Origin of the sequence: Thiohalocapsa halophila (genome assembly GCF_016583825.1) — a bacterium.
In the GTDB taxonomy this organism is placed as follows: Bacteria; Pseudomonadota; Gammaproteobacteria; order Chromatiales; family Chromatiaceae; genus Thiohalocapsa; species Thiohalocapsa halophila.
The window spans coordinates 41,707-51,008 of sequence record NZ_NRRV01000035.1 but is presented as its reverse complement, the minus strand read 5'-3'; the positions used below and the strand labels follow the sequence as shown (position 1 = coordinate 51,008).

Sequence of the window (9,302 nt, the reverse complement as noted above, 5' to 3'; positions counted from 1 at the left end):
CATCAACCCCCAGCCGCCACCCGCACCGGCTCCGCCCCCTGCCCGGTGAGATCCATGGTGAGGTCCTCCGGCGCCGCATCGTTCGCCGCCTCCGGCTCGCTCGGGCGGATGGCGTCGTCGAGGTAGTCGAGGCCGGCGCCGTCGCGGGTCTCCTTGCGGATGCGCTTGTAGAGCATCCAGACCCGCAGCGCGTAGATGAACAGCCTGGAATAGGTGCTGGCGATCTCCCAGGCGCGGCGGGGATGAAACACCAGGGGGTGCTCGATGCGAAGGCCGGGGCGGCGCTGGGTGCGGATCTTTCGGCGCACGAAGCCGCCCTGCAGCGGGTGCACCCGCTCGAACTTCAGGCAGCCGTAGAACTCCAGTGCGATCTCCATCACGCGCTTGGGGTTACGGCCGAAGGCCGCCGCTCGGCGCATCAGGGTCTCCAGGTGGTCGAAGGCGTAATAGCTGTCCCAGGCGTCGCGATAGGCGCCGAGCCATTCGGCCTTGTTCATCTTGGGATGCGCGGTGCAGACGTGCTCCAGGTCGTAGATATTCATGTCCGGGTCCATGGCGACGCCCTGCTCCACCAATGCCTTGTGGTCCGCGGAGCCCGGCAAAGGCGTCAGACAGAACAGCTCCAGGATGTCCAGCGGCAGCTCGCGCTTGATGGTCTCGATGTCCTTGGCGATGGACTCGGGCGTATCCCCCGGAAAGCCCAGGATGTAGCCGCAGTAGGTGGTCACGCGCTTTTGCTGCCAGGCGATCAGCATGTCGCGGTAGTTGCTGATCTTATTCTGCTTCTTGTTCGCGGCCTTGAGGTTGTCCGGATTGACGTTCTCGAGCCCGATGAAAACCCGCGAGACACCAGCCTTGCGCGCCTTGTCCACGAAGCCCGGCAGCTTGTGGCACATGGTGTCCACCTGGATGGTGAAGTTGAACTTCACTCCCAGCTCCTCGCGCACCGCAGCGATGCGGTCGAAAATGGCTTCCCAGTTGCGGTTGCGGGCGAAGTTGTCGTCGGTGATGAAATAGTGACGAATGCCGTGGGCGAGGTTCGCCCGCAGCAGGCGCTCCACGTCGTCCGGGCTGCGGTAGCGTGACTTGCGCCCCTGCACGTTGATGATGGTGCAGAAGCTGCACAGAAATGGGCAGCCGCGGCCGGCGTCGAAGGTGCCGGGCATGGGTGCGTAGCGCCGGGCGACCTTGGGCGGCAGGTAGGGCATGCGCTGGCCCTCCATGCCCGGCAGCTCGTCCATGTAGTCGTAGAGCGGCTCCATGCGCTGCGCCTTGGCGGCACGCAGCAGGTCCATGAAGCGGCCTTCGGATTCGCCGGCGAAGAGCGTGATGCCGAGGTCCAGCGCCTCTTGGAGGTCCGCCGGCAGCTCCGGCAGCATGGCCAGGCAGCCGCTGACATGAAATCCGCCGATGGCCACCTGCACCCCGGCGGCATGCAGCTCCCGCGCCATGTCCATGGCGCGCGGGAACTGGTTGGACTGCACGCCCACCATGCACACCAAGCCCGCGCCGCCGGCCTTGCGGATCTGCTTGATGATGCGCTCGAGCGGGATGATGGTGTTGGTCTCGTCATAGGCCTGCACGCGGACATCCACGTCCTCGCCCAGTGCCTGCTGTTCCGCCGCCTCCAGGGTCAGGCCGTACATGCTTGCCAAGGAATTGGACGGAATCCAGGCCTTGAGCCACTGGATGACATAGCCGTCGTCGTCGTAATGGGACGGCTTGATGAGCTCGACGTGAAAGGGGCGCCGACGGACTCGGCCCATGCTGGTGCTCCCGGGCCACGGCGGCCCATGCTGGATTCGCGAGTGTCGGCAGCAGGTTACCAGCTTCGGGGTGCACCGGACCAACGCGATGGGCCGGCCGCGAACGGCGGACGGCTCAGGACTGGGTCAGCACGAAGAGCCCGACGAGCATCAGCGCACTGCCGGCGAGCCTGGCGGCGACATGCCCCTCGCCGTAATACCAGTGCCCGAGCATCACCGAGAACAGCCCCGCCGTGCGCTTGACGGCCATGGCATAGGAGGCCAGCGTCAGGCTGAGCGCAATCTGGTCCGCGATCCGCATGAGCGCAAACAGCAAGCCCAGCAGCAGCAGCGGGCGCACCTCCCGGCGCAGGTGCTCGGGGAAGGCCTCGCGGTAGAAGCGGTGATCCTGCACGCTGAACATCACGAACAGCACGATGGGATTGACCACCGCCACCACCACCGCAAAGGACAACGGGTCGCTCATCTGGATGCCGACCCGCCCCAGCGTCGACGCCGCCGCAAAGCAGAAGGCCGCCACCAGCGTGAGCCCGCTGCCCGGGCTCGTCACCAGCCGGCGCAGCGGCGACAGCAGGCTGGCCTGCTCCTTCTCGACGCTCAGCACATAGCCGCCGGCGATCAGCAGCAACAGCCCGACAAAGCCGAGCCGGCCTGGTAGATCGCCAATGACCATCCACTCGATGACCACGACGAAGCCCGGCGTGAGGGTCATCACCGGCCCCACCAAAGACACGTCGCTGCGGTGAATCGCGGTGTTCAGCGCCCAGCCGCCGACCCCGGAGACGACGCCGCCGAGCAGCACCACGGCCGTATAGACCGGCTCGTGGAACGGGAACTCGTGGTGCCAGACGACCAGCGGCGCCGTCACCACCAGGCTCGCCAGGTTGACATAGAGCGTCAGCGCCCGCGCCGAGAAGCTGAGCGACAGGTGCTTGGTGACCGCCAGCCGCGAGGCGTGGAAGAACGCCGACAGCAGCGAGAATACGATCCAGAAGGGCGCGACGGCGGCAAAATCCATGATTCGGCAGGCAGCTAGCGGCGGTGAGCCCAGGCAGCCTTCAGACCCATCCCCGCTCGCAATCCAAAAAGCGTCGCACGGGCCCACAGCCGATGAGCCCCTGCAGGCGCTCTGCGTTGTGCAGCGCAAAGGCCCGTTGCAGGGCGGCCCGCCGGCGCCATTGGGCCTCGCTGAAGTGCCCGGCACCGCGGCACACCCGCACGCTCGGCAGACCGTCGAGCGCCAGGAGCCCGGCGCCACCGGTGCCGGAGAAAAGCTTGGGCTGCACGCTCATATACACGGACTCCGCAGCGGCGACCGGCGTATCCGGGCGGTTGCGCCCGGGCGCAAAGAGGTTCAGTGCGTAGCTCGGCGGATTCAGGGTCAGCAGGTGCTTGCGCAGCGCCGGCGGACCGCGGCGCAGGCGCGCCAGCACCGGCGACGGCAGATCCCGTAGGGCGTCGGCGAGCCCGCCCAGCTCCGTGACCAGATCATCGGGGAGGTCCAGCCGGGTCAGCGCCGCTTCGATGGCGGCGCGGCTGCGCAACGGGTGTCGCTGCCAAGGGGCGGGCGCATCGCCAGTGCCGGTGAAGGCCGCACGCAGCAAGCTCGCCGTGTCCGTCAGCCGCTGGTGCAGCCGGCGGATCAGGTCCTCGAAGGCGGGCTCGGCCAGCACCGACCAGCCGGGCAGGCGCAGCAGCGCACCGGGCGGTCGCCGGCCGGCGGCGACGGCGGCGTCGTCGCGGTCCAGGACCTCGGCGTCGGCAAGCCCTAAGTCCAGCCGCCGCAGCAGCGCCGTAACCAGCCGGGCACCGACGAAGCCGACCGGGTCCAGCAGCTGACGGCGGCTGCGCGAGCCGTACTGCGAGGGCGTCTCGGCAGGGCCCGCCAGCTGGGCCAGCTCCGCCGCGTTCCAGTACAGCAGGTGCAAATGGAACTGCTTGGCCGCCTGCACGCTCTCGCGGTCCCGGGTGTCGGGATCGCAGTTGAGCGCCAGGTGCAAGGCGCCGTCCGCTAAATGGTGCGCACCCATGACCTGCGGATCCGAGACGAAGCGCACGAGCTCCAGCCCAGTGCGCCAGAGCGCGCGGCCGGTTGACGGCGCCACGTCGCAGGGGCTCGGCTTGTCGCGGTCGGAGGCCTCGCTCAGCATCAGATCGAAGTGTGCATGGGGCATGGCCTTGTCCACCAGCGCAAGCCGGTCGCCGCCGTCCGCCGCGCAGTCCAGCAGGGTGATCAGGCGGCGGTGGAAACGCGCGAGCGGCGTCGCCGCCGTCAGCTCGGCACCGCTCAGCGCGAAGGCCGCTGGCGGCCCCGGCACCTGCAGCCGGCTCCAGGCCACCGGCATACGCCAGGCCGCCGCAGGCAGCATTGCCGCGAAGGGATCGGCATGCGGCAGCGTCATCCCCTGCCTACGGGGCGGGTTGCGGCGGCCTTCGCTCATCCGATGCGGCGGTCTCTGCGCCGCGATGTCGGACCCCCGTCAGGGCTTACCCTGGCGATCTGGCCGTCTGCCGCCGGCATCACTGCAACCGCCCGCCCATGGCCTGCGCATCGGCCACGACTTGCTCGATCAGGCGCCCGGCGAGCCGGTTGAAAGCGGCGACAATGGCCTCCGGCGTGGTGCGATCCTCCGGCCCGACGGCCACCGGCTCTTCGGCGGTATAGGTTTTGGCCACCAGCACCTGCCGGCCCTTGCCCCGGACCAGGGTCAGGCTCAGCTGGCCCAGCACATGGGGCGGGACGTCCGTGGGCCGATGCTCGAAGCGCTCCAGCTCGCCGGTTAGCAGAAAATCCGCCCGCGCCGGGTCGCCGGCGGTAATGACGTGCTCGAAGACGCCGGCCGCGCGCAGCGCCGCGGTCAGGTCGTCGGCAAGCGCCCGCGCCGGAACTTCCTCCCACAGCAGCTGCCCGTAGCGCTGTACTTGCAGCGGCTCCTCGGCGGTGCGGTAGACGATACGGCTGCCGGCGAGGAAGCCGCGGGCCGAGATGGGCGTCACCCGCAGCGTACCCGGGATGGGCCGAACACTCGGCGGCACGCTCACCTCCGGGCGCAGGCTGAAGAAAAGGTCGCGCACCCGCTCGCCGCCGCCGCAGGCGGCGAGCAGCGCGCAGGCGAGACAGCCGACCAGCACAGCTGCAAGGCGGCGCGTCAGCGATCCAGCCAAGGGGTCGGCTCCTTCTCCGGGCGGTTGAACAGCAGTGACTTGGGGTCCTCGCGCAGGTCGCCCGTCAGCGCCGAGAGGTTGCGCGAGGCGGTCTCGATATTGGCAAGGATGGGGGCCAGCGCCGCGGAGAGCTCCTGCAACAGGTATTGGACATCGTCCAGGGAATCGGTCACCGCGGGCTGCGCCTGGTTGACGACGCTCCGCAGGTCTCTGCCGAGCGCCGTGTATTCTTGCACGGCGGCGCCGACGTCCTCGCTGCGGGCCTCCAATCCCGACGACGCTGTAGCGAGGTTGGCGCTGATCTTGTCCACGGACGCCAGTATGGCGCCGATACGCTCCGGGTCCACCGTCTGCTCGATGTCGGCGGAGAGCTGGCGCAGGTTCTGAAAGACCTCTGCCAGGCCCTCGCCGGCGACGGCCGCCGCGCCCTCCTCGCCTTCCTCGCCGGTGCCCAGCGCGGCAACGAGGCCCCGGATGCGCGCCTGCAGATCCTGAAGCGCCGGGCGAATGGTGTCATCGATGGCCGATTGCAGCTGGGTCAGGGCCATCGCTGCCTGGCTGGGCAGGTCCGGCTGCCGCGGCAGGGTCGGAATCACGGCGTCGGCGGCCAGGCGCTGGTCGGCGAGCCCCGGCTGGATGCGGATCTGGTTGCCGCCGAGGAAGCCCGCCGGCGCCAGCTGCGCCTGGCTGCCTTCGGGCACCGGCCAATCCCGCTGGATGCGAAGGGTGGCACGGAAGCAGGGCAGCTCCGCCGAGCGGGGCTCGTCCGCAAGCGGACATTCTTTACGGTCCGCATCGTCCAGGAACACAGGCTCCACGGCACCCACGTGGCCGATGGTGAAGCCCTCCTGCACCACGTTCAGCCCCCGGTCCAGGCCGCCCGCGTCCGGGAAGTAGGCCCGCAGTGGATAGCCGCCAAAGAGCGCCGGCACATTCAGCAGCAACACACCCGCCACCACCGCCGCCATGGCCAGCACGAAGAGCCCCGCGAGGAGCAGGTCACGGCGCTGCCGCCGGCCGCGGCGGATGCCGGGAGCGCCGATCTCGGGGGGCTGGTAGAGGCGTTCTAGTGACATAGTGGCGAGTGACGAGTTACGAGGGGCGAGAGGTGCGGTGGAGTGTCTTGTGTCTTGGCCCTCGGCACTCGCTACTCGACACTCGACCCTACCATCTCCCATGCAGCAAATACCGCAGCTCCAGGCGCGTCGGCGCCTCGGCTTCGAGAGCGCTGCGGCTGCCGTCGAACAATAGATCACCGCGCTCCAACACCACCACCCGGTCCTCGGGGCCGACCGCTGCCAGCGCCATATTGTCCGTGCCGATGACCGTGAGACCACGCAATGTCATCTGATTGCGCAGCAGCTCGAAGATCTCGCGCACCGCAGGCAGGTCCAGGCCGTCGGTGAGCCCGTCCCAAATGAGCAGGTCCGGCTGGTGGATCAGGGCCCGCGCCAGCTCCACGCGCCGGCGCTGGCCCACCGAGAGCGCCCGCGGCAGGTGGTTCTCCATGCCGTCGAGCTGCAGCTGGGTGATGGCGAGCCGCGCGGCCCGGGCCATCTCCCCCCGCGACAGCTGCGTGGGCATCAACGGCAGCAGCAGATTCTCTTGCACCGACAGTCCGTCCAGTAAGGAGCCGTGCTGAAGCACGGCCCCTATGCGCCGCCGCAGCTTCAGCGCGTGCGCGCCGCGCAACAGGCGCAGCTCCTCGCCGAACAGCCGCACCCGCCCTGCCGAGGGCAGGTCCAGCCCCAGCACCAGACGCATGAGCAGGCTCTTGCCCGCACCGTTGCGGCCGATGAGCAGCACGCCTTCGCCCTGCTGCACCGTCAGCGACACGCCGTTCAGCACCGCGTGCCCGGCCACGTGCTGAAAGACCTCGGTGACTTCCAGCGCCGGCGGCTCCGGTGTCCGCCCCGGTGTCGGCTCCGGTGTCGGCTCCGGGTTGGGGGCCGCTGCCGCTGCTGCATCGCTCATGGATCATCATAGAAACGGTAGTTGAACGGCCCCCAGGGTGCGTCCCGCGTGGCGTCCAGCAAGGCACAACGAGGCGGAATAGCCGACCTATTCCAACGAGTTGTAACGCAGCTGGGCGCCGCGCGGGGCGTGCCATGGGGGTCGTAGCGGCCCTCACCCGGGAGGTGACCTTGAAATCGGTACGAATTCTCAAATTGCGCAAACACTTGTAGCTGCGACGAAGCGGTCAACTGCCGTTTCTAGGATCATGCCTCCGGCCACAGCACGAACAATAGGTCGATGAGCAGGATGCTGGTGACCGCGGCGATCATGGTGCGGGTGGCGGCGTCGCCGATGAGCTCGGGGTCGCGCCCGGCGATGGTGCCATTGACCGTCGCGATGAGCGCGATCACCACCGCGAACACCAGCGGCTTCGCGAGCGCCTCGCGCAGGTCCTGGGGCCCCAGCGTGTTGCGCACAGCATCCACCAGTTGATACGGCGGCACGTCCGAGAAGAAAAACAGCCACAGATAGGCCGTGCCCACCGTCACCAGGCTGCCCCACACCAGGAAGGCGAAGGACATGGCCAGCATCGCCAGCAGTACGGGACCCGTCACATAGCGGATCGGGTTGATGCCACCCACCAACAGCCCGTCCATTTGCCCCGTCACCACCAGCGTTGCATGGCGCACCGCCAGTGCCACGCCGGCCCGCCCCGCCACCAGCACACCCACCAGGATGGGCACCAGCTCCAGCACCACCGCATAGGTGACGGTGCGGAGCAGCACCCCGGGGAGGTTAAGATTCTGCAGCACATTCACCGCCTGACGGCCGAGGATCACTCCCAGCGCAGCGGTCACCACTGTCACCGCCGGCAGAATGGAGAGCCCCGCCTGCCGCAGCGCCGCCGTGAAGGCGGGCAGGTCCAGCCGCTCCCGACCCAGGACGATGTTGCCGTACAGCGCCAGGCACTCCAGCAGCGTCCGCGCCGCGAGCCCAACGCCGGCCAGCCAGCCGAGCGCACCGCCGCCCGTGGCCGACGGTGCGCCGGGCAGGCCGCGTTTGGCAGGATTCAGCGGGGTCTCGGGGGCGGGGTCCATGCGCCGCAATGGTACCTTGAATCCCAAGGTCTGCCGTGGACGGCGACATCACGACTGGTGGCCTCGCCGGTTCGCACTGCCAAGGAGAAAAGGCCGCTCCCGGCCCGGCTCCGGACATTCGCAGCCACTGTTCTTGGTGCCCGCTTGCGACCCAAAGCAGGAGTAGCCACCGTCCTTGTGAGGCGTATAGCTTTCGCCACACCCACTGGACGGGTCGACACAGTGCGACCGGCTTTGTCGATCATCGGGCGATCACGGTCTCCCCGCCGTCACCGCGCGTTGGGTCCGAACTGCCGCGCATCGTCCAGCGCCGGCGCAGCGGCGGCCGTACGCCGGAAGCGATCGCGTACGATCCCTATGGTGGCCTGGTCGGCGACCCCGGAAGCGGACGTTCGATCTGGCTCTTCGAGCGCCGGGGTACGAAGCGAAGCTCCGGCTTCGTACTGTCTCCGGTCGGCACCAATCGACGTGAGTGAAACCAATCGAACAGCGCTCGGAGCTGCCCTTCTCCCGGACCGCACTGCAAACATTGACATCCCGCTCCGCCGCGCTTAGCGTTCCGGTAAGTATCGGTTTTCTTATTTTGGGGTAGACAATGCGCATCAGCGAACGTGGCCAGGTGACGATTCCACGGGAACTACGCGAACGCTATGGCTTGCTGGCAAACACGGAGGTCCGATTCATTCCCGACAAGCGTGGCGTCCGGCTGATCCCCGACAGCTCGGCACGCGCGGATCAGATCGAGGCCCTTTACGGACGTCACCCGCTTGATCGCACGACCGACGAGCTCATGGCATTGTTACGCGGATGACAGAGTATTTGGTTGACACCAACGTCATCCTCGACGTCATCGGCGCCGACCGTCACTTCGGTCCCCGCTCCAAAGACTGCTTGGCTCGCTGCGCCGGCTCCGGTGTGCTCGTCATCAACCCGGTGATCTACGCCGAAGTCGGCGCCGTCATCGAGCGCATCGAAGAGCTCAACGAGCTCCTGCCCCCGGGACTGTTTCGTCGCGACGATATCCCCTGGGAGGCTGCCTATCTCGCCGGTCGCGCCTTCCGACGGTATCGACAGCGTGGTGGCACCCGCTCCCGCGTCTTGGCGGATTTCCTAATCGGCGCCCATGCCACAAGCGGCGGCATGACCTTGATCACTCGCGATCAGGGGTACTCTAAGCACTTTCGGATAGAGATTGAAGACCCAACGGCACCGCGTGCCAATGACGGGGAATGATCCGAGTACGCGCCCCTGCGCCCAGTCGCGATTCACCATATGCACCGCCTTGCCAAAGGAACTGGCCGCCCGCCTGCCGGAACAT

At 68.1% G+C, this 9,302-nt stretch carries 9 protein-coding genes; 2 read left to right on the top strand and 7 right to left on the bottom strand.

All coding sequences use genetic code 11. The features are described from left to right. Positions 1–2: 2 nt before the first annotated feature. From CKO31_RS14840 to CKO31_RS14810, 7 genes are all read right to left on the bottom strand, one after another. A complete protein-coding gene (locus tag CKO31_RS14840; RefSeq protein ID WP_200238952.1) occupies positions 3–1,766 on the bottom strand; it encodes a B12-binding domain-containing radical SAM protein in 1,764 nt (587 codons plus the stop codon). Positions 1,767–1,881: 115 nt separating this feature from the next. Next, a complete protein-coding gene (locus tag CKO31_RS14835; protein WP_200238949.1) occupies positions 1,882–2,784 on the bottom strand; it encodes an EamA family transporter in 903 nt (300 codons plus the stop codon). Between the two features lie 40 nt (positions 2,785–2,824). Further along, the gene (locus CKO31_RS14830; RefSeq protein ID WP_200238947.1) at positions 2,825–4,168 is read right to left on the bottom strand and encodes a hypothetical protein; all 1,344 of its coding nucleotides are present in this window, start codon (positions 4,166–4,168) and stop codon (positions 2,825–2,827) included. 118 nt (positions 4,169–4,286) lie between these two features. After that, positions 4,287–4,931, bottom strand: coding sequence for an ABC-type transport auxiliary lipoprotein family protein (locus CKO31_RS14825; RefSeq protein WP_200238944.1), 645 nt, complete (start codon positions 4,929–4,931; stop codon positions 4,287–4,289). Beyond that, positions 4,916–6,007 (bottom strand): MlaD family protein, encoded by a 1,092-nt coding sequence (locus tag CKO31_RS14820; protein ID WP_200238942.1) that lies wholly within the window; start codon positions 6,005–6,007, stop codon positions 4,916–4,918. The genes CKO31_RS14825 and CKO31_RS14820 overlap by 16 nt, the downstream gene beginning before the upstream one ends. Positions 6,008–6,095: 88 nt before the next feature. After that, the gene (locus CKO31_RS14815; RefSeq protein ID WP_200238940.1) at positions 6,096–6,905 is read right to left on the bottom strand and encodes an ATP-binding cassette domain-containing protein; all 810 of its coding nucleotides are present in this window, start codon (positions 6,903–6,905) and stop codon (positions 6,096–6,098) included. A gap of 245 nt (positions 6,906–7,150) precedes the next feature. Next, the gene (locus tag CKO31_RS14810; protein WP_200238938.1) at positions 7,151–7,984 is read right to left on the bottom strand and encodes an MlaE family ABC transporter permease; all 834 of its coding nucleotides are present in this window, start codon (positions 7,982–7,984) and stop codon (positions 7,151–7,153) included. Between the two features lie 595 nt (positions 7,985–8,579). Between CKO31_RS14810 and CKO31_RS14805 the strand changes: the two genes are divergently transcribed. Both CKO31_RS14805 and CKO31_RS14800 read left to right on the top strand, forming a co-directional pair. Then, positions 8,580–8,795: an AbrB/MazE/SpoVT family DNA-binding domain-containing protein gene (locus CKO31_RS14805; protein ID WP_200238935.1), complete on the top strand. Its 216-nt coding sequence runs from the start codon at positions 8,580–8,582 to the stop codon at positions 8,793–8,795. Next, a complete protein-coding gene (locus tag CKO31_RS14800; RefSeq protein WP_200238933.1) occupies positions 8,792–9,217 on the top strand; it encodes a type II toxin-antitoxin system VapC family toxin in 426 nt (141 codons plus the stop codon). The genes CKO31_RS14805 and CKO31_RS14800 overlap by 4 nt, the downstream gene beginning before the upstream one ends. The last annotated feature ends 85 nt before the right edge of the window (positions 9,218–9,302 follow it).